Origin of the sequence: Micromonospora sp. H61 (genome assembly GCF_018070325.1) — a bacterium.
Classification (GTDB): domain Bacteria; phylum Actinomycetota; class Actinomycetes; order Mycobacteriales; family Micromonosporaceae; genus Micromonospora; species Micromonospora salmantinae.
In genome coordinates this window covers 65,388-88,221 of the sequence record NZ_JAGPXY010000004.1, presented here as the reverse complement: position 1 = coordinate 88,221, position 22,834 = coordinate 65,388, and the positions used below count along the sequence as shown (strand labels likewise).

The 22,834-nt window shown below is 69.9% G+C and carries 19 protein-coding genes and 1 pseudogene; 14 read left to right on the top strand and 6 right to left on the bottom strand.

The window, feature by feature from the left end; translation table 11 throughout:
- Window positions 1-33 precede the first annotated feature (33 nt).
- A complete protein-coding gene (locus tag KBX08_RS04240; RefSeq protein WP_210781204.1) occupies window positions 34-3,495 on the bottom strand; it encodes an alpha-glucuronidase family glycosyl hydrolase in 3,462 nt (1,153 codons plus the stop codon).
- Between the two features lie 148 nt (window positions 3,496-3,643).
- A complete protein-coding gene (locus KBX08_RS04235; RefSeq protein WP_210781202.1) occupies window positions 3,644-4,726 on the bottom strand; it encodes a LacI family DNA-binding transcriptional regulator in 1,083 nt (360 codons plus the stop codon).
- A 185-nt stretch (window positions 4,727-4,911) separates the two neighbouring features.
- On the opposite strand from KBX08_RS04235, the gene KBX08_RS04230 reads away from it, so the two are divergent.
- The 4 genes from KBX08_RS04230 to KBX08_RS04215 are packed head-to-tail and all read left to right on the top strand — an operon-like array spanning window position 4,912 to window position 9,021.
- Window positions 4,912-6,132 carry an ABC transporter substrate-binding protein gene (locus tag KBX08_RS04230; RefSeq protein ID WP_210781201.1) on the top strand — a complete coding sequence of 407 codons (1,221 nt, stop codon included), beginning with the start codon at window positions 4,912-4,914 and terminating at the stop codon, window positions 6,130-6,132.
- Complete coding sequence (locus KBX08_RS04225) at window positions 6,129-7,241, top strand: ABC transporter ATP-binding protein (RefSeq protein ID WP_210781200.1); 1,113 nt, start codon at window positions 6,129-6,131, stop codon at window positions 7,239-7,241. Before KBX08_RS04230 ends, KBX08_RS04225 begins: the two co-directional genes overlap by 4 nt.
- Window positions 7,238-8,131, top strand: coding sequence for an ABC transporter permease (locus tag KBX08_RS04220; RefSeq protein WP_307850439.1), 894 nt, complete (start codon window positions 7,238-7,240; stop codon window positions 8,129-8,131). The genes KBX08_RS04225 and KBX08_RS04220 overlap by 4 nt, the downstream gene beginning before the upstream one ends.
- Window positions 8,131-9,021 carry an ABC transporter permease gene (locus KBX08_RS04215; RefSeq protein ID WP_210781199.1) on the top strand — a complete coding sequence of 297 codons (891 nt, stop codon included), beginning with the start codon at window positions 8,131-8,133 and terminating at the stop codon, window positions 9,019-9,021. The genes KBX08_RS04220 and KBX08_RS04215 overlap by 1 nt, the downstream gene beginning before the upstream one ends.
- On the opposite strand, the gene KBX08_RS04210 is transcribed toward KBX08_RS04215, so the two are convergent.
- The gene (locus KBX08_RS04210) at window positions 8,999-10,525 is read right to left on the bottom strand and encodes a gluconokinase (protein ID WP_210781198.1); all 1,527 of its coding nucleotides are present in this window, start codon (window positions 10,523-10,525) and stop codon (window positions 8,999-9,001) included. The two genes, KBX08_RS04215 and KBX08_RS04210, sit on opposite strands and share 23 nt — an antisense overlap.
- Before the next feature lie 121 nt (window positions 10,526-10,646).
- Here KBX08_RS04210 and KBX08_RS04205 point away from each other — a divergent pair, with 121 nt between their 5' ends.
- Window positions 10,647-11,414: a trans-aconitate 2-methyltransferase gene (locus KBX08_RS04205; protein WP_210781196.1), complete on the top strand. Its 768-nt coding sequence runs from the start codon at window positions 10,647-10,649 to the stop codon at window positions 11,412-11,414.
- Window positions 11,415-11,427: 13 nt separating this feature from the next.
- On the opposite strand, the gene KBX08_RS04200 is transcribed toward KBX08_RS04205, so the two are convergent.
- The 3 genes from KBX08_RS04200 to KBX08_RS04190 all read right to left on the bottom strand — a co-directional run bounded on the left by KBX08_RS04200 (window position 11,428) and on the right by KBX08_RS04190 (window position 14,067).
- Window positions 11,428-12,141, bottom strand: a complete 714-nt coding sequence (locus KBX08_RS04200; RefSeq protein ID WP_210781195.1) for a hypothetical protein — start codon at window positions 12,139-12,141, stop codon at window positions 11,428-11,430.
- A 107-nt stretch (window positions 12,142-12,248) separates the two neighbouring features.
- Entirely contained in the window at window positions 12,249-12,911 is a 663-nt protein-coding gene (locus tag KBX08_RS04195) for a response regulator transcription factor (protein ID WP_210781194.1), read from the bottom strand.
- Between the two features lie 25 nt (window positions 12,912-12,936).
- Window positions 12,937-14,067, bottom strand: coding sequence for a sensor histidine kinase (locus KBX08_RS04190; RefSeq protein ID WP_247668847.1), 1,131 nt, complete (start codon window positions 14,065-14,067; stop codon window positions 12,937-12,939).
- A gap of 144 nt (window positions 14,068-14,211) precedes the next feature.
- Between KBX08_RS04190 and KBX08_RS04185 the strand changes: the two genes are divergently transcribed.
- From KBX08_RS04185 to KBX08_RS04145, 9 genes and pseudogenes are all read left to right on the top strand, one after another.
- Window positions 14,212-15,207 (top strand): carboxymuconolactone decarboxylase family protein, encoded by a 996-nt coding sequence (locus KBX08_RS04185; RefSeq protein ID WP_210781192.1) that lies wholly within the window; start codon window positions 14,212-14,214, stop codon window positions 15,205-15,207.
- Between the two features lie 10 nt (window positions 15,208-15,217).
- Window positions 15,218-15,670 carry a DUF6220 domain-containing protein gene (locus KBX08_RS04180; protein WP_210781191.1) on the top strand — a complete coding sequence of 151 codons (453 nt, stop codon included), beginning with the start codon at window positions 15,218-15,220 and terminating at the stop codon, window positions 15,668-15,670.
- On the top strand, window positions 15,667-17,406 hold the full coding sequence (locus KBX08_RS04175; protein ID WP_210781190.1) for a multicopper oxidase family protein: 1,740 nt from the start codon (window positions 15,667-15,669) through the stop codon (window positions 17,404-17,406). The genes KBX08_RS04180 and KBX08_RS04175 overlap by 4 nt, the downstream gene beginning before the upstream one ends.
- 25 nt (window positions 17,407-17,431) lie before the next feature.
- Window positions 17,432-17,875 (top strand): OsmC family protein, encoded by a 444-nt coding sequence (locus KBX08_RS04170; protein ID WP_210781189.1) that lies wholly within the window; start codon window positions 17,432-17,434, stop codon window positions 17,873-17,875.
- A gap of 484 nt (window positions 17,876-18,359) precedes the next feature.
- Window positions 18,360-19,607: an epoxide hydrolase family protein gene (locus tag KBX08_RS04165; protein ID WP_210781188.1), complete on the top strand. Its 1,248-nt coding sequence runs from the start codon at window positions 18,360-18,362 to the stop codon at window positions 19,605-19,607.
- 125 nt (window positions 19,608-19,732) lie between these two features.
- Window positions 19,733-19,978 (top strand): annotated as a pseudogene (locus KBX08_RS04160) (IS701 family transposase); the annotation flags it as partial.
- Window positions 19,979-19,994: 16 nt separating this feature from the next.
- Window positions 19,995-20,390 (top strand): hypothetical protein, encoded by a 396-nt coding sequence (locus KBX08_RS04155; protein ID WP_210781290.1) that lies wholly within the window; start codon window positions 19,995-19,997, stop codon window positions 20,388-20,390.
- Between the two features lie 186 nt (window positions 20,391-20,576).
- Window positions 20,577-21,986, top strand: coding sequence for a non-reducing end alpha-L-arabinofuranosidase family hydrolase (locus KBX08_RS04150; RefSeq protein ID WP_210781187.1), 1,410 nt, complete (start codon window positions 20,577-20,579; stop codon window positions 21,984-21,986).
- A 164-nt stretch (window positions 21,987-22,150) separates the two neighbouring features.
- Window positions 22,151-22,744, top strand: coding sequence for a dihydrofolate reductase family protein (locus KBX08_RS04145; RefSeq protein ID WP_210781186.1), 594 nt, complete (start codon window positions 22,151-22,153; stop codon window positions 22,742-22,744).
- The last annotated feature ends 90 nt before the right edge of the window (window positions 22,745-22,834 follow it).

The window sequence follows — 22,834 nt, the reverse complement described above, 5'->3', positions numbered from 1 at the left end:
GTATACCGCTCAGCAGCACATCGACATACCGGTTCAGCGGATGCGCTCGCCGCGGCTCTCGATCCGGAAGTAGTCGAAGGCGACGTCGAGGTCGGTGGAGGTGCCGGCCCGGTTGAAGGCCAGCAGCCCGGCCTTCGTCGCCTCGGCGTTCAGCGTCTGGGAGCCGATGTAGCGGTAGACGCTTCCGTCGGTGGAGTAGTAGGCGCGGTAGCTGTTTCCGATCTTGGTCAGTCGCAGCCAGATGGCGCCGTCGGCCCCGACGATGCGCTGGGCGTCGGCTCCGGTGATCTCCAGGGTGGACGCCGTGCCGTTCTGCTCGCGCAGGAAGACGATCCGGGTCTTGTTGACCGCTGCGGTGGCGTTGCCTATCTCCCAGGCGAGCTTCACGTAGTTGTTGTCGTCCGCGTACCCGAGCACACCGCCCTGCTCGTTGTTGGTGGCCAGTGGGCGGGAGAAGACGACCCTGGACTCGGCCGTCCAGTCGCCGTCGACGTCCTGCAGGGCCAGGTTCCTCGCGGTGTTGGCGTTGCCCTGGAGGTCGCCCTGCTGCGCGGTGATGACCAGGGACCCGTCGGCCAGACGCCGGCTGCTCTCGTCCGGCCGGACCCACTGCCACTGCGGGCCGAGTTGGGCCGAGTCGAACTCGTCGCTGCCGGTGATGGTGGTGTTCAGGTCCACCGTGTAGACCGACGAGGCTCCACCGTTGGTGACGGTGACCCGAGCCTGCCCGGTGGGGCTGGTCGCCTGCTCGACCGCGACAGTGGCGGCGGGATCGGCGGCGCTGGCGGTGACCGTCGGCACTGTCGTGGTGCCGGCCGGCGTGAGGGCGTTGTAGCGCAGCACCGTCGGTGCGAAGGACTCCAGACGCTTACCGTCGACGCGCACTGCCGTCAGCGTCGTGTCGGGCACCAGGTTGAAGACGTAGTTCTTCACCAGGGGCCCGAAGAAGCTCTCCGTCGTGACCTTGACGACCGCCTGACCGGGTACGCCGGCCGCCTGGGAGACGATCTCGTAGCGGGCCTTCCGGTCGGCCGTCCGCACCTTCGTGATGGTCGGCGACGCCCCGGCCGGCAGCGGGATCGTGTACGCGGTGTCCGACAGGTTGAAGCCGCCGAACCTCTTCCCGTTCACCACGATCGTCGCCGACAGCGGGGCGTCGTCGACCGGGACGTCCCGCCCGCTGAACTCCTTCCAGTAGTTCACCGAGGTGTCCCGCCAGTCGGCGGCGTCCGCCTCGTGCACCGCCAGCTTGGCGCGTACCTCCGCGAACCGGCGTGCGTCGATGTCGGGTTGCAGCGCGTCCCAGGTCTCCCGCATCCAGGTCACGTACTGCACGCCCATCTGGTAGCGGTAGACCAACTCGTCCCAGAACGTCCGGCCGTTGTCCATCCGATGGCCCCACGGCACGTGGTGGAACCACATCAGCAGGTTCTCCGGGACCGAGTTGATGTTCCCGTAGCGCTGCTGCAACCGGGGGAAGTACTGGGCGGCCAGGTTGCTGCCGGTGGGGGAGCGGTCGAAGCCCAGACCGACGCTGTCGGCCTTGTTGTAGTAGATCGGGCTCCAGTCGTCGCGGCCCGCCCAGTCGGCGGGGTCGGGGCGGTAGTGGGCGCCCTCGGCGAACTGGTGGCCGATGCCCAGCGGCGTCTGGTAGCTGACCAGTGACTCCCAGGAGCCCATCATCATCCTGTGGATGGTGTCGACGACGCGCCGGTCGTTGCTCCAGGTCATCCGCGTCCAGTCGGTCGCGATGTCCGCCGAGTCGAGCGTCCAGTCCCACGCCTGACGTCCGAATGCGAAGAGGTTCGCCTGGGCGAAGTGGTGCCCGGTCAGGTTGTCCGCGTTGCCGAGGTTGGCGACACCCACGATGGCGGTGTCCGGGTGGTGCTGAGCGCTCCCGTCGACGATGTTGCCGACCAGGCGCTTCTTGAGCGGTTTTCCGTTCGCGTCGGTCGCGTACGTGTCGGTCTTGAGGATCTCCTCGTACATCGGGCCGAGGTAGGCCAGCATCCAGTTCTGGCCGGTGTACTCCTGCGTGATCTGGAGTTCCAGGGCCTGGTTGGTGTTCTCCATCCGGCCGAACATCGGGTGGATGGGCTCCCGGGCCTGGAAGTCCAGTGGCCCGTTCTTGGTCTGGAGGAACACGTTGTCGGCGAAGCGCCCCCGGCTGCCGTCCGGCTGCACCTCGTCGTCGATCGGCCCGAACTCCAGGTAGGCCCGCTTGAGCCGGTCGTTGTCGACCTCGGCGTTGTAGACGAACGTCCGCCAGTGCACCGTCATCCCGAGCGGTGCCACCGCGGCGGCGATGGCGTTGGCGCCGTCACCGTGGTCGTACCCGAAGTCCTGTGGCCCCGGCTGGCCCTCGGAGTTGGCCTTGACGGTGAGGCCCATGAAGTCCGGGATCGCGGCCTGGATCTGCTGGGCCCGGCGGTGCCACCAGCCCCGGAAATCCGCGCCGTACGGATCGAGCTGGCTGTTGGTCAGCGTGTCGGGGGCGAACCGGCTGTCGGTGGGCGCGGTGTAGCGGATCGACAGGCCCAGCCTGATCCCGTACGGACGCAGCGCGTCGGCGAGGGCAGCCTCCTGCGCGATGCGGGTGCTCGTCAGGTACGCGTTGTCGGCGTTGACGTTGTTGATGGTGATGCCGTTGATGCCCAGGGACGCCAACGCGCGGGCCATGACGAGGTAGCGGTCGAGAATGACGGGCAGGTTCCGGCCGGCGCTGGCGCCGGTGGCGGCGAAGTTGAAGATCGCCCCGCTCTCCCCGTTCAGCCCGCCCAGCCCGGAGGCGTTGTTGCCCGCGTAGAGACGCTCGGTCTCCCAGTTGTTCAGCAGCCGATGCTTGATCTTCGGTGACTCCGCGACGCGGAGGTGGTCGATGGGTTTCTGGGTCTGCAGCAGCCGGAGGAAGGCGAAGGTGCCGTACAGCGCGCCGAGGTCGCTGTTGCCGGCGATGACGGTGAAGCGTGCCCTGCCCTTCGACACCGACCGGACGAGGTAGCCCTCGTCGCCCACAGTTGCCAGGTCGCGGGTCGCGATGGTGCGGGCCACCAGCGGGGAACTCGTCGGCGTGCCCACCACGACCGCGCCGTCGGGGACCGTGCCGCCGTCGACAGTCGCCACGGGCGTCGGTCGACCGAGCAGCCCGCCCAGACCGCGGACCAGTTCGTCCCGGGCGGCGCCCAGCGTGGTCTCGACGAGCTTCTCGCGCGAATCGGGGGCCATGGCGAGGTCCGTCGTGTGCCGGTGGACCTTCGTGGCGTCGGCGTTCTCGACCACGATCGCCGTGGCCGCGCGGCGGTAGTCACGCAGCAGCTTCGCGTCGTCGACCGGCACGTACCGCAGCCACAGGTCGGAGCCGTTGTAGTCGTCCGGCGACGGGGCCGCGGCGACCGGCGTGGTGGTGGCGACCGTGAGGGTGGCAGCGACGGTGGCCAGTGCCGTGCCCAGCACGATGAGGGTTCGCCGTAGCCGGGGTACCGAAGCTCGGTTCATCGCCATCTCCTCGTTCGTTCGCTGGGGACGCCGTTCGGCCCGTCCCGCGAGCGCAACGACGTTGCTGGATGGATGCGCGTCGATCCTTCCCGGCGTGGCTCCGCCTCGGCAACGAGTTGTCGTTTCTTGTCGCGGGGCCGCGCGGCCCTCACGGCAGCTGGGCCGCCGGGCCGGGAACGGGTCGCTGTCGTACCCAGGCTGGTCGGGTCCGACCGGGGCTCGGGTTGCGTACGGCCGTCGAGTCGCGGACCACGAGGCGTACCGGCAGGACCATCGGCCGGCCGGTGTGCCCGGGTGCCCCCTCGATCATCGTGAGCAGGTGCCGGGTAGCGGCCGAGCCCTCCGCGTAGAGCGGTGCCGCGACGGTGGTGAGCCCGGGGGTGACGATGTCGGCGGCGAGGATGTTGTCGAAGCCGACGACGCTGACGTCGCCCGGAACGTTGACGCCCATCCGGCTGAGGCCGCGGATGATCCCGATGGCCATCTGGTCGTTGAAGGCCAGGACCGCCGTCGCGGGACGCGTGCACAGCTCCTGCGCGGCCCGCTCACCGCCGGCCAGGGTGGGGCTGAACGGCCCGATCTGGCGAACCTTGATCTCCAGCTCCATCCCCGCCTCGAGCAGCGAGCGCCAGCGCACACCATTGGGCCAGGACGCCTGCGGCCCCGCGACGTAGGTGATGTGGTCGTGCCCCAGCTCACCGAGGTGCTCGGCGGCCCGCCGCACGCCGCGAGGGTCGTCCGTGACGACGCACGGCACGTCGGCGAGAGCGCGGTTGAGAACCACCACCGGCCGCTGCTTGGCGACCATCCGGATGGCCGAGTCGGACATCCGGCTGCTGGCCAGCACGATGCCGTCGACTGTCGACATGGTGCGTTCGACCGCCGCCCGTTCCAGGCGGTCGGACTCCTGGGCGTCGATCAGCACGGTGGTGTATTCGCCGTCGGCCGCCACCTCCTGCGCGCCGCGCACGATCTCGGCGTACACCGGGTTGGTGATGTCGGCGATGACCAGCGCGATCATCTGCGTGCGGGACGTGGTGAGGGCGCGAGCGAGGGGGTTGGTCCGGTAGCCCAACCGCTCGGCGACCCGCCGGATCCGTTCGGCGGTCTCGGAGTTGACGCGACTCGGTCGGGAGAAGGCGCGGGACACAGTGGACGGCGAGACGTCCGCCTCGAGGGCGACGTCGTAGATCGTGACTCGCTTTCCCGGCGGCCTGGTGTGGTCGGGCATCTGCATGCTCCTCCCGGCTACGCGCCGTGATCATGGTATGGCGGCCGTGAATACTCGGCAATGCCCCCGCAACAATCCGGCGCTCCGATCACATTCGCGCGAGGCAATACATGGCAACCCGTTGCCGCCCCGGCGCGCCGGCTGCCTCAATCAGCACTGATGACACCTGGCGGAGGGAACGGCTCATGGGTATCTCGCGGCGCGGCGCTCTCCTGGTCACTGCATCGTCGCTCCTGGTGGGCACTGTCGGGTGCGGGGCACCCGAGGCCCCCGGCGACAGCACTGGCGACAGCACCGGTGAGGTGCCACAGCGGCCCGGTAAGGCCGTCACGCTCAACGTCCTCGACGTGGCGGGCAACCTCCAGCTGACCCAGGGGATGATCGACGAGTTCGTCTCGAAGAACCCCGACGTGATCTCCCGGGTGACCTACTCGAAGGCTCCGGCGCCCGAGCTGGCCGGAAAGATCAAGGCCCAGCAGGGGGCGGACCGGGTGGACATCGGCCTCGTGCTGACCGGCGTCGACGGCCTGGCCGCCGGGATCGAGCAGGGGCTCTGGATCGACGTGTTGCCGACCTTCCAGGACCGTCTCGGCGGCATGAGCAACTACCTGGAGCCGGCCGCCGCGATGCAGAAGCTCGCCGGCAACGCGGGCGTCACCGTCACCTACTACCCGTCAGGTCCGCTGCTCGAATATCTGCCGTCCCGACTGGCGACGCCACCCACCAGCGCGGACGCGCTGCTCGCCTGGGCCAGAGCCAACCCCCGCAAATTCCAGTACGCCCGGCCGGCCAACTCCGGCCCGGGGCGGACGTTCCTGATGGGTCTGCCCTACATCCTGGGCGACTCTAACCCCAAGGACCCCGCAGCGGGCTGGGACAAGACGTGGGCCTTCCTCAAGGAGCTGGGCCAGTACGTCGACTACTACCCGTCCGGCACCACCGAGACGATGAAGAACCTCGCCAACGGCACCGCGCACCTGATCGTCAGCACAACCGGTTGGGACATCAACCCGCGGGTGCTCGGCACGGTGCCCAAGGAGGCCAGGATCACCCCGATCGACGGCTTCCACTGGGTCACCGACGCGCACTACGCCGTCCTGCCCAAGGGCGTGTCGACCGACACCCAGGCCGCCGTGCTGGCCCTGCTGGCGTTCATGCTCACCCCTGAACAGCAGGCGAAGGCGTACGACGAGGGCTACTTCTACCCGGGCCCGGCGATCAAGGAGGTCCAGCTCTCGTCGGCGCCGCAGAAGAGCCAGGACGCGATCCGGGAGTTCGGTCGTCCCGAGTACGATGCGCTGATCGCCGGAAACCCGACCGAGGTCCCGCTCGACGCGAAGAGTCTGGTGGCGGCGTTCAGCCGCTGGGACCGCGAGATCGGCGGCGGCAAGGTCAAGCAGGGATGAGCGCCTTCACCCAGCTGCGGCTGGACGGGGTGTCCCGCCGGTTCGGCGGCCAGGCCGCACTCACCGAGCTGGACCTGACGATCGAGGCGGGGGAGTTCATCGCCCTGCTCGGCCCGTCCGGCTGCGGCAAGTCGACGGCGTTGAACTGCCTGGCCGGGCTGCTGCCGTTGACGGAGGGGAGCATCTGGCAGGACGAGCGCCGTATCGACACGCTCCCACCGGAGCGGCGCGGCTTCGGGATGGTGTTCCAGAGCTATGCCCTCTTTCCGCACCTGACGGTCCGGGCGAACATCGCCTTCGGGCTGCGGATGCGGCGGCTGCCCAAGGAGGAGACGCGCCGCCGTACGGAGGAGGCGGTGCGGCTGGTGCGGCTGGAGGACCACGTCGACAAGTTGCCCGGTCAGCTCTCGGGTGGTCAGCAACAACGCGTCGCCATCGCCCGCGCCGTGGTGTTCGAACCGTCGCTGGTGCTGATGGACGAGCCGTTGAGCAATCTGGACGCCAAGCTGCGCCTGGAGATGCGGACCGAGATCCGCCGGCTGCACCAGTCGCTGGGGCTCACCACCGTCTACGTGACCCACGACCAGGAGGAGGCGCTCTCCCTGGCCGACCGGCTGGTGGTGCTGCGCGAGGGCCGGGTGCAGCAGATCGGCTCCCCCCGCGACCTGCACACCCGACCGGCGAACTGGCACGTCGCGGACTTCATGGGCTACCGCAACCTGTGGCGCGGGCGGGTTCAGCAGTCCGACGGCGACCGGGCCATCGTCGAGTCGTCCGGCCATCGCCTGCTCGGCGAGGTGGTGGGGGATCTTCAGCCCCGGGCGGACGCCGTGGTCGCGGTACGGCCCGAGGACATCCGCGTCGACCAGCCCGGCGAGACCCGCAACGCCATGTCGGCGACGGTCGAGGTGGTGGAGTACCAGGGCCGCGAGTTGGCGGCCGAGGCCCGCACCGACACCGGGCTGCTGCTGCACCTACGGACCGAGCAGCGGATCGCGCCGGGCGACCAGGTCAAGCTCGCCGTCGACCCGCAGCGGCTGCTCGTCTATCCCGCCGACGCGGCGCGGGAGACCGACCGCCTCCCGGAGGCTGCGGGGACGACCCGGTGAGCGGGCCCGGGAGGCCGCTGGCGCACTGGCAGCACCGTCTCGCCGAGCGGGGCATCGACAGTCAGCTCTGGTTACTGGTCCCGGCCCTGGTCTTCGTCGTCGCCCTGTTCCTCTACCCGTTCTTCTACGGGCTGACGCTCTCGTTCCAACCGACCAACGGCGGGCCGTTCAGCGACTACGCCCGGTTTTTCTCCGACTCCTACGAGCGGGGCACGATCTGGATCACGCTGCGGATCGCGTTGCCCGCCGCGCTCCTGAACGTCCTCGCCGCGGTGCCGATCGCCTACCGCATGCGTGGCCGGTTCCGGGGCAAGCGGCTGGTCACCACGCTGCTGGTAGTGCCGATCACGCTCGGCACGGTCCTCACCGCACAGGGGTTGCTGAACTTCCTCGGCCCGACCGGCTGGTTCAACCGGATCCTGTTGGCCAGCAACCTCGTCGACGAGCCGGTGCGGCTGACCCACAACTACTGGGGCGTGTTCTTCTCGCTGGTGATCACCGGCTTTCCGTTCGCGTTCCTGCTGGTGCTGTCGTACCTGTCCGGCATCGACCCGACCCTGGAACGCGCGGCCGCGACGCTGGGCGCGGACTGGCGTCGCCGGTTCACCCGGATCACCCTGCCGCTGCTGATGCCCGGCCTCGCCACGACCTTCTGCCTGACGTTCGTCCTGGCGTTCAGCGTGTTCCCGTCTGCCGTTCTGGTCGGCAACCCGGCCGGGGAGACCCGGGTCATCTCCCTCGCCGCCTACCAGGCGGCCTACGAGCAGTACGACTACCCGTATGCGTCGGCGATCGCCATGATCATGGGCTTCGTCGAGCTGGTCATCATCGCTGTGGTGCTGGCCGCTCGCAGCCGCTTCTACACCGGCTCCACCGGAGGCAAGGGCTGATGGCAACGACCACCCAGGCCCCACCAGCGCGGCCCCCCGCCACCAGCACCGACCGGCGGCGGCGCATCGTCGCGCGCCCGGCCGCCTGGATCGTCTGGGGCGTCGTCATCTTCTTCTTCCTCAACCTGCTGGGCGTCGTGGCGTCCGTGCTGGTCAGTTCGTTCGGCCAGCGCTGGTTCGACACCTGGCTCCCGGACGGCTACACCACCAGCTGGTACGCCCGAGCCTGGGACGAATTCGCGCTCCTCCAGGTCATCGTCGTGACGCTGGAGGTCTCCGTACTCGTCGTGGGCCTCTCGCTGGTGATCGGCGTGCCGGCCGCCTACGCCCTCGCGCGGCGCTCGTTCCCGGGCAAACGGCTGATCTTCCTGGTGTTCCTGCTGCCCATCCTGATGCCCCCGATCACCTACGGCATCCCGCTGGCGACAGTCCTCTACAAGTTCGGCCTGGCCGGGCACATGTCCGGGGTGGTGCTCGCCAACCTCGTGCCGTCGGTGCCCTTCGTCATCCTGACCATGACCCCGTTCATCGAGCAGATCGACCCGAGGATCGAGAGCGCCGCGCGCATGTGCGGCGCGGGCCTGCGGACGGTGTTCCTCCGGATCCTCACGCCGCTGCTCGTGCCGGGCATCCTCGCCTCCGCGATCCTCGTGCTGGTCCGCACCGTGGGCATGTTCGAGCTCACCTTCCTGACCGCGGGTCCGGACTCGCAGACCCTGGTGGTGGCGCTCTACTACTCGATGTCCGCGTCCGGGATCAGGGCCCAGCAGTCGGTCGACGCCATGGCGGTCATCTACACCTCGATGATGCTGGTCCTCCTCATCGTCGCGCTGCGCTACGTCAACCCGACCCAACTGGTGGCGCGGGTCAAGGACGAGCCGGAGCACTGAGGTCGGCGCCGGCGTCGAGGATCTCGCCCAGGCGACTCGCGACGGTGAGGAGCGCGGGCAGCCTCGCCCGCAGACCGCGATACGCCGCGGCGAGAGCCGGGTCCACCGCGACGGGCTCGCCGGCGGCGACCCCGGGATCGAGCTGGGTGACCGCCTCCTGAAGATCGGAGGTGTGGCCGATCGCGAAGAGCCCGAGCGCCGCCGCGCCGAGGGTGACGTGGTCGGCCACCCCCGCGACGCGGACCGGACAGTCCAGCACCGCCGCCATCACCGCGCGCCACAGCGGAGACCGGAAGGCGCCACCGGTCAGGCGGACGCTGCCGATCGGTGTCAGCTCGGCCAGCCGGTCCCGGACACCACCGAGTTGCAGGCAGACGCCTTCCACGGCGGCCCGGACCAGGTGGCCGCGCGAGTGCTCGCTGCGCAGCCCGAGGAACGCGCCCGGCGGGGCGCAGCCCTGCGGCGTCGCCTCATCGGCCCGCAGGTAGGGCAGCATCACGAGACCATCGCTGCCCGGTGCGATCCGCTCGGCGAGATCCAGGAGCGCGGGCGCGGCACTGTCGTCACCGAGGACACGCCCCGCCCACCGTACGACGTTGCCGCCGTTGCTGAGCGCACCGCCGACAACCCACGCGTCGTCGGTCAACGCACCGCAGGCGAACGACTCTGCCGGGTCGGTGAGGGGAGCCTCGACGACCGTCCGCAGGGCCCCGGTGGCCCCGAGCGTCAGGCCACCCACGGTGGGGTCGATCGCCGCCGCGCCCAGACTGCGCAACGGGCCGTCTCCCGCGCCGACGACCACCGGTGTGCCCGACGGCAGGCCGACCGCTCGCCCGGCCGTCGGCGACAACCGCAACACCGCCGTCGTCGGCAGCACCGGGGGCAACTGGCTCTCGGACACCCCAGCAAGATCGAGTACGGCGGTACTCCACAGCCGACGGTGCACGTCGAACATCCCCGTGCCGGATGCCGAGGACAACTCGGTCACCAACATCCCGGTGAGCCGATGGACCACGTAGTCCTTGAGGCCGATCCACCACCGCGTCGCCATGCACAGGTACGGCTCGTGGCGGGCGAACCACAGGAGCTTGCAGAGCGGGTTCATCGGGTGCACGGGTGTGCCAGTCAACCGGTGCAGCTCCCGGCTCTGGCCGGACGACCGCAACTCACGGGCCGCCTCCGACGACCGCGTGTCGCGCCGGGTCAGCAGTGGCGTCACCGGCGTCATCGCCGCGTCCAGCCCGATCAGGCCGTACCTGGCGGAGCTCAGCGCGACGGCTACCACCTCCGCCCCGGCGGTGCCGGCCACACACGCGGACATCGCCGCCATGGTGGCCGCCATCAGCACGTCGGGCTCCTGTACCTGCCAGCCGGGCATCGGCTCGAGCAGTGGGTACTCCCGCGTCGCGACGTGTCGTGCGGTGCCGTCCAACGCGAACGCGACAGCCCGCACGGCAGTGGGGCCCACGTCGACACCGACGATCACCCGACGCTCCGGCCCCATCCGCACATGGTCGAGCGGTGTTCGACGGACCGGCAAGCGGTTGCGGGCAGTTGTCGTCACGGCGGTGCGTTTGCTTGGAAGATCGGGTATCACCGACGCGAGTGGTGACAGGATTGGCGGCATGCCTGCTCGCGCACTGAGCTTCGGGATGGTGGCGGAGCAGTACGAACGGTACCGACCGGGCTACCCCGCCGAGCTTGTCGACCTGGTCCTGAGCTACGCGGGTCGGCCGATTCGAACGGCGCTGGAGATCGGGGCCGGAACGGGCAAGGCGACCCGACTGTTCGCCGCAGCGGGCGTCACTGTCACCGCCACCGAGCCGGACGGGGCAATGCTCGCCGAGCTGCGCAAGCACGTGCCAGCAGGCGTCGAGACCGTGCGGGCCGCGTTCGAGGACCTGCGGCCGGGCGCGAGGTACGACCTGGTCTACGCGGCGGCGGCTCTGCACTGGACGACACCGGAGGGGCGATGGTCGCGGGTGGCCGCGCTGCTGGAACCCGGCGGCGTGTTCGCCTCGTTCGGTGGACCAACCCAGCTGGTCGACCCGGCAGTGGCGGACGCTGTCCGTCTCGTCCGGGCACCCTTCCTGGAGAGCGACGAGATTCCCTCTCCCGACGGCACGCCCCCGGGGCAGGCCATGCAGTGGCCCGGCACCGAACTCCAACGCTCCGAATGGTTCACCGATGTGCGGCAGACCGTGATCGAGCGTCGACTGACGATGAGTGCGCGCGACTACGTCGGGCACCTGTCGACGATCTCGGCGTATCTTGAGCTGCCGACCTCGAAGCAGGAGCAGGTCTTCCGTCGGATCGAGCGGATCCTGCCCGAGACGGTCGAGCTTTCCGCCGACATCCTCGTGCATCTCGCCCGCCGGCGCCCCGAGCAGTAGCGCCCGCTGGCGCTCAGACCAGGAACTCTTCCCGCATCCGCGCGCCCAGGTTGATCCCGCCGACCGCCCGAGGGCCGGCCGGATCGTGCACGGCGACGGTGTTGTTACGACGCATCAGCTCACGGACCGCGGGCGGCAGTCGCGGCGGATCGTCCATGGCCGCGAGGACCTGCCCGGCACTGACGATCAGTCGATTGGCCAGGGTGGCGGCATCGGTGTCCACCCGCACCCGGCCGTACTCCCAGCCGGAGGTGGTCAGGTCGAGCACCTCGAACACGCGGGTCACCAGCGGGTTCGGGTCGGTCACCCGGTCGAGCCGGGGCGCCCGGTTGCCGAGCACTGTGACGGCGGCGGCCACCTGCGCGTACGGGTGGAAGCCGCACGGCAGTGCGAACAGCGGCCAGCGCAGGGCCGGGCCCGCCTCCTTCCACAGCGGCCGGTAGTTACGGCGGTGCACCAGCAGTCGCCGGCCGGTCCGTCGGTGGATGTCCTGGGCCTGGGCCTGAAGGTCCACGTGGGCCTCGTCGGCGACCTGACTCACGATCCTGGTCGCCACCACCAGGCCGTCGTCACTGTCGAGTGAACCGGTGAGCGCCTCGACCTGCTCGTTGAACCGGATCCGCGCGTGGGGGCCGTACCGGGACTGGACGTCGTGCAGCAGCGCCTGCTGTCGTCCCGGGTCGAGCTGGACTCGCCTACCGCCCAGCAATCGACGGAGCCAACGCATGTCGCCTCGATTCAGCAGAGCCGTCGCGGACGGCGGCAATGCTAGTGCGTCGACCCTCCCTCATGTTCCCACGGGGGGTTGGTCGACTCCTGTCTCGGAGACGGCGATCACCGCCGACGGGGCGTGATCAGCCCCGACTCGTACGCCCACACGACGAGCTGGGCCCGGTCGCGGCAGTGCAGCTTCGTCATCGCCCGGTTGACGTGTGTCTTGGCGGTCAGCGGGCTGATCACCATGCGCGCGGCGATCTCGTCGTTGGTGAGCCCTCGGGCGACCAGTTCGACGATCTCCTGCTCCCGGGCGGTCAGCACGTCGCGTCCGGCCGTCGGCACGGCCGGCGGTGGGCCGGCCACGAACTCACTGATCAGGGTGCGGGTGACGGTCGGCGCGAGCAGCGCGTCACCGCGCGCGACGACGGTGACGGCGTGCAGCAGGTCGGCGGGGTCGGCGTCCTTGAGAAGAAAGCCGCTGGCGCCCGCGCGAAGGGCGGCGAACACATAGGAGTCGAGCCCGTAGTTGGTGAGGATGAGAACGCGGATCGCGGCGAGGTCGGGATCGGCGGCGATGCGCCGGGTGGCCTCGATACCGTCGAGGCCCGGCATCTGCACGTCCATCAGGACGACGTCCGGGCGCAGACACCGCGACAGGTGGACGGCCGAGGTGCCGTCGGTCGCCTCACCGACGACCTCCAGATGGTCCTCGGCGTCGAGCAGTGCCCGGAAGCCGGCTCGCATCAGCGCCTGGTCGTCGGCGATCAGCACCCGGATCATCCCGGCTCCTCCGGGAGTCGGACGGTCATCGCGGGCCGTCCAGCGGGAAGGTGGCCCGTACGGTGAACCCGTGGTCCTCGCGCGCGGCGGTCCGCAGCGTGCCGCCCAGGGCGCTGACCCGCTCCCGCATGCCGCGCAGGCCCACGCCCGGGGTCAGCGGCTCAGCCGGCGACGCCTGACCGTCGTCGCTGACCGCGACGGTCAGCCCCGCCGGGGCGTACTCCACCTGGATGTGCGCTGACGCGGGCCCTGCGTGGCGGGCCACGTTGGTGAGCGCCTCCTGGATGACCCGGTACCCGGCCTGGTCGACCTCGTCGGGCAGGTCCCCGCGCTGGCCGGTGACGGTCACCTGCACCGGTACGCCGACCGCCCGGGTCCGCTCGGCCAGCTCGTCCACCCGGGCCAGCCCGACCCGATCGCCGTCGGTCGGTGCGCGGAGGACGTCGAGGGTCGTGCGGAGTTCCCGCATCGCGGCACCGCTGGCCTCCTGGATCGCCAGCAGCGTTGCCGACGGCTCCTCCCCGTGTTTGCGGGCCAGGTGCACGGCGATCCCCGCCTGCACCTTGATCACCGAGATGCTGTGGGTCAGGGAGTCGTGCAGGTCTCGGGCGATGCGCAGGCGCTCCTCCCCGGCGCGCCGCAACGCCATCTCCTCGCGGGTGCGTTCGGCCTCGATGGCCCGCTGCTCGACCTGCTCCAGGTACGCCCGACGCTGCCGGGCGACAAGCCCGGCGACGTTGGCCGCCACGAACCAGCCGAGCAGCAGGGCCGTCCGCTCGGCGACCAGTTGACCTGGCCGGCCGGCCGGCGCCATCGAGATGTCGCGGGCCAGGAAACTGCCGAGGAAGGCGAGGCTGGCCACGGCGGCGGCCGCCCGGTGTCCCTGCCAGGCGCTGACGTAGACCGCGCAGAGGACGGGGAACGCGGCGGACACCCCGGGGTGCACCCGGACGTGAACCGCCAGCATGGCGACGGTGACCACGCCGAGCGCCACCACCGGGTAGCGCCGGCACACCGCCAGGGCCACCACAGTGGCCAGGACCAGGGCGACGTCGAGCACCTCGACCGGCCCGGCGTCCGGGGTGAGCACGGCGTTGCCGAGCAGAAGGACGCCGAGGGCGAGACCGCCGAGGGCGTACGGGAGGTCACGGCGCATGGTCGCACTGTAGAACGGCCGTCGTCGGTGGAGCATCCCGCGCGCGTGGTACCCGCGGCGTACCACGGATGCGGTATGAGCGGCAGCGCAAGTGTCTGCGGTGGCACGACGTTTTCCCGGCCCGCCGGAACAAGCATCGAGCCCATGACATACCGCTTCTTCACCCCCACGCCGACGAGGGCGGTCACCGGCCGCACCGCGGCCGTCTACCAACAGTTGCGCGACGACTTTCTCGGGCCGTTACCGACCTTCCAGGCGCTCTCGGCCGTGCCGGAGGTGCTGGCGGCGACCTGGGCGCTGATGCGGGAGGCGCTGCTCGCCGGGGACGCTCCCCGGGTCGACCGCGAACTCGTCGCGGCTGCGGTGTCCCGGGCCAACCGCTGTCAGTTCTGCGTCGACGCTCACGTGCTGCTGCTGCATGCGCTGGGCGCACCGAGGCTGGCCGAGGCCGTCGCCCGGGGCGAGACGCCCGCCGAGCCGAGGCACGCCGCGCTCGTCGGCTGGGCGCAGGCGAGCCGCAGCCCCAGAGCCGCCGACTGGACCAGCACCCACGGCCCGGAGATCACCGGCACCCTGCTCGCCTTCCACTTCATCAACCGGGTCGTCTCCGCGTTGCTCGACCCCGATCTGCTCCCCGGCGGCCTGCAACGCTCCCCGCTGGTGCGCTCGGTCGGCGGCCGGCTCTACGCCAAGGCGGCCCGGGAGTCGAAGGAGCCCGGCCGGAGCCTTCCGCTTCTCGACGCCGACCCGGCGGCATCACCTCCCGCCTGGGCGGGGGACAGCCCGGTGGGCGTCGCCTACGCGTCGCTGCGGAACGCCGCCAACCTGGGTGGGGACCTGCTGCTGGGCGACGTGGCGCGCCGGACCGTCACGGCCACCGTGCGCTGGGAGGACGGGCGGTTCCCGGCCCGGCCCGCGGACTGGGCCGTCGACCTGGTCCGGGACGTGCCCGGCAGGGACCGCATCGGGACCCGGATCGCGTTGCTGGCGGCGTTCGCGCCCAGCGCGATCAGCCCGGGCGACGTCGCTCTCTGGCGGCTCTCCCACCCCGCCGATGCCGACCTCGTGCGGTTGGTCGCGTACGGGGCGATCACGGCCACCGATCACGTCGCCCGGGCCCTCGCCTCGGCGCGCCTCTAGGAGGTAACCCATGCGCAAGGCTCTCGTCATCGTCAGCGCCGTGCTGCTCGTCGCGTTCGCAGTGCAGTTCGTCCTCGCCGCCGTGGGCGGGTTCACCAGACCCGCCGGTGACGACGCGTACGCGCTGCACAGCGTCAACGGCATGGCGGTCATCCCGATTCTCACAGTGCTCACCGCAGTGTTCGCCGCGCTGGCGAAGGCGCCAGGAAAGGTCATCGGACTGGCGATCGTGCCGATCGGCCTCGTCCTCCTCCAGCCGATCATCGCCATGCTGGCCGAGGCGTCCACCGACGCGTCGGGTGTCAGCACCCCGCTCGGCCTGACCATCGGTGGGTTGCACGCGCTCAACGGAATCATCGCGGTGCACGTCGTGGTCGGCGTCCATCGCGCGGCGCGACAGCTGGCCGTCCCGGCTCCCGCCGGCGCGGCTCGGCTGGTCACCCGGGAAGGAGAGCCGGCGTGACCACCGGGTCGCTGCTCGTGGCCGACCTCGTGATCGCGGTCCTCGCGTCCGCCGCCTGGCTGGGCGGTGGCGCCGCGTCCGCCGCCCGTCGCCGCCCGCTCGCACTGGGACTGGCGGCCGTCGCGCTGCTCGCCACGCTCGCCCGCGCGATCACGATCACCGCCCTCGCCCGCGCCGGCTGGTGGTTCGCCGCGGAGAAGGTCCTCATCGCGGCCCCACTGTCGCTCGCGGCGGTGGGCGTCGCCGGTCCGCGGTTGCTGCGGGCCCCGGGCGACATCCGGGCCGTCGCGGTTCCGCTGCTCTTCGCCGGGTACGCCACGAGCAGCGCCCTGCTCGTGACGATCCTGCACGGCTACCCGGCGTCGGCCGGGGCGGGGCTGCTCGCGGTCGCCGGGGTCGTGGCGGCCACGGTGATCTCGGCGCGTGCGCTCGGTGCGCGCCCGTCCCGAACGGTGTCCCGGGTGGCCCTCGTGGTGGCGGTCGCGGCGCTGCTGACCGGAACCGGGCTGACCGTCGCCCCGGGCGCCGCACCCGCCGTACCGCATGATCATGGTTTCCCGGCGGCCCGGATCGCCGACGAACCCACCCGGCGGTTCACCCTGACCGCCGCAACCGCCACCGTGGACGCGGGCGGCCGGAACGTCGCGGCGTGGGCGTTCAACGGGCAGGTCCCCGGACCGGAGCTGACCGCCACCGTCGGCGACGTCCTGGAGGTGACGCTACGCAACCGCGACATCGGGCGCGGGGTCACACTGCACTGGCACGGGTACGACGTGCCGAACGATCAGGACGGGGTACCCGGGGTGACGCAGGCGGCGGTGCGGCCCGGGCAGGAGTTCGTCTACCGGTTCCGCGCCGACCAGGCCGGAACGTACTGGTACCACACGCATTCGGCCTCCGATGTCGGCGTGCGGATGGGTCTCTACGGTGTGCTGGTGGTGCGACCGGGCCCGGTGACCGGCCTCGACGTCACAGTGCCGGTGCACACCCTGGCGGGCCGTCCGTTGCCCGCGCCGAGAGTGGAGCAGGTCGACGCCGGCCTGCCGGTGCGGTTGCGGCTGATCAACACCGACAGCACGACGCACCGGTACGCCCTGGCCGGGACCGCGTTCCGGGTGGCCGCGATCGACGGCGTTGACCTGCGCGGCCCGACGCCACTGGTGGACACCGCCGTGCTGATCCCGGCCGGGGGCCGCTACGACCTGGTCTTCGACGCGCCGGCGACCCCGGTGGCGCTGTTCGTCGATGGACGGGCGGTCTACTCGACCGGCCCGGTGTCGACGGCGACCGGCGCCTGGCCGGTGCTCGATCCGCTCGGCTACGGCGCGACCGCTCCGGTGCCCTGGTCCCGGTTCGACAAGACGTTCACCCTCGTCCTCGATCGTGGCCTCGACCTGCGCAGACTGCTACCGCGGTACGCCCACACCGTCAACGGCGCGGCCGACCCGGACATCCCACCGCAGGTCGTACGCCTGGGCAACGTCGTACGGTTCACGATCGTCAACCGGTCGCAGGTCGTGCACCCGTGGCACCTGCACGGCCACCACGTCCTGGTGCTGACCCGCGACGGAGAACCGGCGGCCGGAAGCCCGTTGTGGCTGGACTCGTTCGACGTCCGTCCGGGCGAGGTGTGGGAGGTGGCGTTCCGGGCCGACAACCCGGGAATGTGGGCCAATCACTGCCACAACCTGGCGCACGCCGACGCCGGGATGACGCTGCATCTCATGTACTCGTGATCGCGGCGGCCTGTAGTTTTCTGTCATGACTGAGGACACCTTCCGTTCGGTGGCGATCGAGCGCACCAGCCTGGGCAACTACGTCGTGCGGAACTCCCGTGGCGGCTCGGTGTCGTTGGGCACGGGCGAGGACGGCAGTTTCACGCCGGTGGAGTTGCTGCTGGCCGCCATCGGTGGCTGTACCGCTGTCGATGTGGACCACATCACCAGTCGTCGTGCCGAGCCGACCGGGTTCGCCGTCGCCGTCACCGGCGACAAGATCCGCGACGAGGCCGGCGGAAACCGGATGCGCAACCTGCGGGTCGAGTTCACAGTGACGTTCCCCGAGGGCGCGGAGGGCGACGCGGCCCGTGCGGCGCTGCCCCGGTCGTTGCAGCAGTCGCACGATCGGTTGTGCACCGTTTCCCGTACCGTCGAGCTCGGCACTCCCGTCGCGATCGCCGAGGGCCCCGGGCCCACCGGAGACTGACCGGCGCTGAGCACGGCTGCCGATATGCGGGCTAGCTGTACTGCCCTTGAGGGCGGTGGTGAAAGCCTGCGCGGGAGGGCCGTCGAGGTCCGAGCGTGCCCTAGTACTGCACGGCAGTTGGTCAGGGGTAGCCATGTCGTCGGTAGTGGCAGTTTCGGGCATGGTGTTGGTGTCGTCGGCGCCATCGCGACCAGGCGGCGCGGCCGGCGAACCCGAGGCCCGATCCGGGCATGCGACCGGTCCAACTCCTCGTGCCAACGATCATCATCAGCGCCCGTCACAGGCAACCAACGGACCGACCCGAAGACGATTCGCCTACTGCCGTTGCGTTATGAGATGCCCGGACTCCCCGCGAGGCCGGGCGGATTGCTCGTATGGCTCCGGACAAGGAGATCGCGTCTTACGCTCTGAGCAAATGGGGGCGCTGGCCTGACACAAGGTCGGGCGGCGACTTCAAGGGCATTCTAGGCGGGAGGGAGCCTGCGTGGCTGGCAAGACGCAAGCGCGAACAGGCGGCGCAGAAGTGCGGCCGTTCAAGATAGAGGTTTCCGAGGCGGACCTTGAGGACCTACGCGCGCGCATCAAGGCCACGCGCTGGCCTGAGAAGGAGACCGTTGATGATGATTCGCAGGGCGTGCCGCTCGCGCTCATGCAGGACCTCGCTCGTTACTGGGCGAATGATTACGACTGGCGCAAGTGCGAGGCACGGCTGAAGGAGTTCCCCCACTTCGTCACCGAGATCGACGGTCTGGACATCCACTTCATCCACGTTCGCTCGCAGCACGAGGACGCGCTACCAATCGTCGTCTGCCACGGCTGGCCAGGATCGATCATCGAGCAACTGAAACTCATCGGCCGGCTCACAGATCCGACGGCGCATGGCGCGAGCGCGTCAGATGCCTTCCACGTCGTGATCCCGTCCATGCCCGGATACGGGTTCTCCGGCAAACCGACCACGACCGGCTGGGATCCCGTGCACATCGGGAAGGCCTACGTCGAGATCATGAAGCGGCTCGGGTACACGCGCTTCGTGGCGCAGGGCGGTGACTGGGGCGCGATCGTCGTTGACGCGATGGCCGGCGGCCGCGCTGACCCGGCGGCCGCCGAGCCGGCGCCGCCGGAGCTGATCGGCATCCACACCAACATGGCCGGCGCGATTCCGCCGGACCTCTTCGTGGCGTCCTTCGTCGGCACTCCGGCGCCGTCCGGTCTCTCCGACGAGGAGTCGAGCACGTACGAGCAGTTGCTCAAGTTCTTTGGGTCGCACGTGGCGTACGGGCTGATCATGGGGACGCGCCCGCAGACGCTCTACGGGCTGGCCGACTCACCGATCGACCTCGCCGCCTTCATGATCGACCACGGCGACGGGGCCGGTCAGCCCGGCATCGTTCAGCAGGTCCTGGAGAAGCGTCTGAAAAATCCGAGCGACCTCACGCGCGACGACATCCTGGACAACATCACGCTCTTCTGGCTCACCAACACGGGGGTGTCCTCGGGGCGGCTGTACTGGGAGAGCAAACTCCCTTTCTTCGCCGTCAAGGGAGTGACGGTCCCGGTCGGCGTGAGCACCTTCGCCGACGAGATCTACCGGGTGCCCCGGAGCTGGGCGGAGCAGGCGTACCCCAACCTCGTCCACTACGCCCAGCACGACAGGGGCGGCCACTTCGCGGCGTGGGAACAGCCGCAGCTGCTTTCGGAAGACGTCCGCGAGACGTTCCGATCGCTGCGCTAGCCCGCAACCCGGCCAGCACGGCTGGGCCATGCCGGGGCAGGCAGGACTACCTGCCTGCCCCGTAGTTGGCTAGCGCGGCAACGGCAGTAGCTAACCGCCTTCGGGTCAGGTTCGTTGGTGTGCCTGTGACGGACGTTGATGTTGATCGTTGGCACGGGGAGTTGGACAGCCTGCATGCCCGGATCGGGCCTCGATTTCGCCGGTCGGAACCGCGGCGGCGGGTGCGCCAGTACCTGTGCGGCCTGGTGTCGGGCCTGGGCCGGAAGAACGGCTGGACCCTCGCGGAGCAGGCCGGTGATGTGTCGCCGGGCGGGATGCAGCGGTTGCTGCGGTGGGCGGACTGGGACGTCGACGCGGTCCGCCAGCGGGTTCACCGAGCCGGTGACGGTGTCGAAGCCCCCGTCGTCGCCGCTCGAAAAGCTCACCGTCGCTGTTCAGGGGCCGACGACCGCCGTCGCCGGGTCGCGGCTCACCTTCCGGGTGAGGCTGGGCAACCCGACCGACGGCACCCTCGTGCTGGACCCCTGCCCGGGCTACCTGATGGAACGGTTCTCTCTCGGCGACGCGACAAACGACGCGGTGAACTCGGCCCAGCTGTACCGGCTGAACTGCCGCGCGCTCCCGCAGATCCCCGCCGGCGGCAGTGCCGTGTTCGAAATGGTCGCCGAGGTGCCGGCCTCGATGCGGGCCGGGCGCGAGCTGAGCGTGACGTGGAAGCTCTATCTGCCGCACTACGTGCAGCGGGGCAACCAGTTCGGTGTTCTCACCCTCACGGTCGTCTGAGGAAGGTCGCTGGCGGGCCAGCCGCGCCGGCGAAGTCGACGTAGCTGAGAACGGGAGATAGATGCTGTTGAGTGCATGGGAGCGCTCCCGTAACATACCTGACGCGGCCTGTTAACGCTCACAATCGGTCACCGCTCAGCGACCACCACCAATGTATAGGCCGCCGTCCCGCGAGGAGGGTGCTATATGACCAGATCCAGAGCCACCAATGTCGGTCTGGTTGCGGCCGGCGTCGGCTTACTGGTGTCGTCGACAGTTGTCGCGGCGCTGCCGGCCGGTGCCGCGGCCGAGGGTTGTTCGGTGAACTACGCCGTGTCGTCGCAGTGGCAGGGCGGCTTCGGCGCCAACGTGGCGATCACGAACCTGGGTGACCCGTTGAGCAGTTGGACGTTGACCTGGTCGTACGGCGCCGGACAGACGGTGACGCAGGCCTGGAACACGTCGCTGACGCAGAGCGGGTCGGCGGTGACCGCGAAGAACGTGAGCTACAACGGCGCGATCCCGGCCAACGGCACTGTGTCGTTCGGGTTCAACGGGTCCTGGACGGGCAGCAACCCCGACCCGACGAGCTTCGCCCTGAACGGTGTCACCTGCACCGGTGGCACGACGACTCCGCCGCCGACCGACCCGCCGCCGACCACCCCGCCACCGACCACCCCACCGCCGACCGACCCGCCGCCGACGTGCAACCTTCCCTCGACGTACCGGTGGTCCTCCACCGGGGTGTTGGCGACCCCGAGGTCCGGCTGGGTGTCGCTCAAGGACTTCACCGTCGCCCCCTACAACGGCCAGCAACTCGTCTACGCCACCACCCACGACAACGGCACCCGGTGGGGCTCGATGAACTTCGGCCTCTTCACCAACTACTCGCAGATGGCCTCGGCCAGCCAGAACGCGATGAACAACGCGACCGTCGCGCCGTCGCTGTTCTTCTTCGCGCCGAAGAACATCTGGGTGCTCGCCTACCAGTGGGGTGGGCCCGCGTTCTCCTACCGGACCTCGACCAACCCGACCAACCCGAACGGCTGGTCCGCGGCACAGACCCTGTTCAGCGGAAGCATCACCGGTTCTGGCACCGGCCCGATCGACCAGGCTCTCATCGGTGACGACCAGAACATGTACCTGTTCTTCGCCGGGGACAACGGCAAGATCTACCGGGCCAGCATGCCGATCGGCAACTTCCCCGGCAGCTTCGGCTCCAACTACACGACCATCATGAGCGACACCACCAACAACCTGTTCGAGGCCGTTCAGGTCTACAAGCTCCAGGGCCAGAACCGTTACCTCATGATCGTCGAGGCGATCGGCTCGCAGGGACGCTACTTCCGCTCGTTCACGGCCACCAGCCTGGGCGGCTCGTGGACGCCGCAGGCCACCAGCGAGAGCAACCCGTTCGCCGGCAAGGCCAACAGCGGTGCCACCTGGACCAACGACATCAGCCACGGTGAGCTGCTGCGCACCAACGCCGACCAGACGATGACCGTCAACCCCTGCAACCTGCAACTGCTCTACCAAGGTCGTTCCCCCAACTCCGGCGGCGACTACGGCCTCCTGCCGTACCGGCCGGGTCTGCTGACCCTGCAGCGCCCGGTTTGATCACGCTCGACTGATCCGTAACGGGCGGGCTCGGCGTCACGCCGAGCCCGCCCCGGACAAAGACGGGATACGACACGCAGCAGCGGGGCGGCCTGTGGCTGACGAGTTTGGGACGATGCGCCGGTCGACCTACCGACATCACCCGACTCGAAGGGGCCCCCGCGATGGCAAAGGTCATCTCCACGCTGTTCATCTCGGCCGACGGTGTGGCCGAGATCGACCCTGACTGGCACTTCCCGTACTTCGACGAGAACATGGGCCGCGCCGTCACCGAGGACTATGACGCCGCCAACGTGCTGCTCATCGGCCGCGAGACGTACGACAGCTTCGCCGGGGCCTGGCCCGACCGGGAGGCCGCCGGTGGCGACGACGCACCGTTCGCCAAGCAACTCGGCGACATGCGCAAGGTCGTCGCCTCGCGCCAGCCGCTGGAGTTCTCCTGGCGCAACTCCGAGCTGATCGACGGGGACCTCATCGACGCCGTGACCGCGCTCAAGGCCGATGCCGACGTCCGGGGAATCCTCATCCCCGGGTCGATCTCCGTGGTGCAGCAACTGCTCGCCGCCGGCCTGGTCGACGAGCTGCGTCTGCTGGTGCATCCGGTGGCCGCGCGCAAGGGTCGCAAGCTGTTCGACGAGGGCGACGCGGCGTACCACCTGCGACTGGTGGCGTCGGAGACGTTCCCGACCGGCGTCCTTCGCCTGATCTACGCGCCGGGCACGGCACCGACTTCGGTCGGTTACGCACCGCTTGATTGATCGCCACTGATGTATCCCACACTTCGGACGGGCATTTAGTGAGGTCTATCGATATTGACGGTTGACGTCGGCGGCGACAGGATCTCGGGC

Excerpts from the sequence above, each read along its gene's own strand:
- KBX08_RS04240 (WP_210781204.1), bottom strand. The coding sequence starts at position 3,495 with ATGAACCGAGCTTCGGTACCCCGGCTACGGCGAACCCTCATCGTGCTG.
- KBX08_RS04235 (WP_210781202.1), bottom strand. The coding sequence starts at position 4,726 with ATGCCCGACCACACCAGGCCGCCGGGAAAGCGAGTCACGATCTACGAC.
- KBX08_RS04230 (WP_210781201.1), top strand. The coding sequence starts at position 4,912 with ATGGGTATCTCGCGGCGCGGCGCTCTCCTGGTCACTGCATCGTCGCTC.
- KBX08_RS04225 (WP_210781200.1), top strand. The coding sequence starts at position 6,129 with ATGAGCGCCTTCACCCAGCTGCGGCTGGACGGGGTGTCCCGCCGGTTC.
- KBX08_RS04215 (WP_210781199.1), top strand. The coding sequence starts at position 8,131 with ATGGCAACGACCACCCAGGCCCCACCAGCGCGGCCCCCCGCCACCAGC.
- KBX08_RS04210 (WP_210781198.1), bottom strand. The coding sequence starts at position 10,525 with ATGGGGCCGGAGCGTCGGGTGATCGTCGGTGTCGACGTGGGCCCCACT.
- KBX08_RS04205 (WP_210781196.1), top strand. The coding sequence starts at position 10,647 with ATGCCTGCTCGCGCACTGAGCTTCGGGATGGTGGCGGAGCAGTACGAA.
- KBX08_RS04200 (WP_210781195.1), bottom strand. The coding sequence starts at position 12,141 with ATGCGTTGGCTCCGTCGATTGCTGGGCGGTAGGCGAGTCCAGCTCGAC.
- KBX08_RS04195 (WP_210781194.1), bottom strand. The coding sequence starts at position 12,911 with ATGATCCGGGTGCTGATCGCCGACGACCAGGCGCTGATGCGAGCCGGC.
- KBX08_RS04190 (WP_247668847.1), bottom strand. The coding sequence starts at position 14,067 with ATGCGCCGTGACCTCCCGTACGCCCTCGGCGGTCTCGCCCTCGGCGTC.
- KBX08_RS04185 (WP_210781192.1), top strand. The coding sequence starts at position 14,212 with ATGACATACCGCTTCTTCACCCCCACGCCGACGAGGGCGGTCACCGGC.
- KBX08_RS04180 (WP_210781191.1), top strand. The coding sequence starts at position 15,218 with ATGCGCAAGGCTCTCGTCATCGTCAGCGCCGTGCTGCTCGTCGCGTTC.
- KBX08_RS04170 (WP_210781189.1), top strand. The coding sequence starts at position 17,432 with ATGACTGAGGACACCTTCCGTTCGGTGGCGATCGAGCGCACCAGCCTG.
- KBX08_RS04150 (WP_210781187.1), top strand. The coding sequence starts at position 20,577 with ATGACCAGATCCAGAGCCACCAATGTCGGTCTGGTTGCGGCCGGCGTC.
- KBX08_RS04145 (WP_210781186.1), top strand. The coding sequence starts at position 22,151 with ATGGCAAAGGTCATCTCCACGCTGTTCATCTCGGCCGACGGTGTGGCC.